The sequence below is a fragment of the Janthinobacterium sp. AD80 genome (assembly GCF_002878455.1).
Classification (GTDB): domain Bacteria; phylum Pseudomonadota; class Gammaproteobacteria; order Burkholderiales; family Burkholderiaceae_D; genus Janthinobacterium.
Map to the genome: position 1 here is coordinate 1 of NZ_NRDQ01000301.1, position 950 is coordinate 950.

The following is a 950-nucleotide window of genomic DNA, read 5'->3' on the forward strand; positions in this document are numbered from 1 at the left end:
GCTGTTCGCCCATGCGCGCCAGGCTGGCCGCCTGCCGCTCGCCCTCGGCCGCCTCGCCCTCGCCGCGCCCCAGTTGCTGGCGCACGATGCGCAAGCCTTCCGTCGCCTGCACCATGTCGTATTCCAGCGCCTCGAGCTGCGGCGGCGTGCCGGCCAGCGCGATGGCCACGCGCGCGCAGGCCGTATCGAGCACGCTGATGGCCTTGTCGGGCAGCTGGCGCCCCGTGATGTAACGCTGCGACAGGCGCACGGCGTCGCGCACGGCTTCGTCGAGAATCTCCACTTGGTGGTGGCGCTCAAGGGTGGCGACCATGCCGCGCAACATGCCGATGGCCGCCTCCGGCGTCGGTTCCTCCACCTTCACCACCTGGAAACGGCGCGCCAGGGCCGGGTCGCGTTCCACGTGTTTCTTGTATTCGGCCCAGGTGGTGGCGGCGATGGTGCGCAATTCGCCGCGCGCCAGCGCCGGTTTCAGCAAGTTGGCGGCGTCGCCCTGCCCTTCGCTGCCGCCCGCGCCGATCAATTGGTGCGCCTCGTCGATGAAGAGGATGACGGGCGTGGCTGCCGCGCGCACTTCGGCGATCACCGATTTCAGGCGCTGCTCGTACTCGCCGCGCACGCCGGCGCCCGCCTGCAGCAAGGCCAGGTCCAGCGAGCAGACGCGCACATTGGCCAACACGGCCGGCACGCTGCCCTCGGCCACGCGCAAGGCAAAGCCTTCCACCACGGCCGTCTTGCCCACGCCCGCCTCGCCCGTCAGGATGGGATTGTTCTGGCGGCGGCGCAGCAGGATGTCGATGATCTGGCGGATTTCCCCGTTGCGCCCGCGCACGGGATCGATGCGCCCGGCGCGCGCCTGCGCCGTCATGTCCACCGTGAACTGGTCCAGCGCCGGCGTGCCATTTTGGCCGCCATTTGCGGTCCGCCGGCGCGCCCGGCGCGGCCGGCAT

1 protein-coding gene is annotated in these 950 nt (G+C 71.2%); it reads right to left on the bottom strand.

Annotation, left to right across the window (positions count from 1 at the left end):
• The coding region (locus JaAD80_RS28920; protein ID WP_146012608.1) for an AAA family ATPase at positions 1-950 on the bottom strand (950 nt) is incomplete at both ends.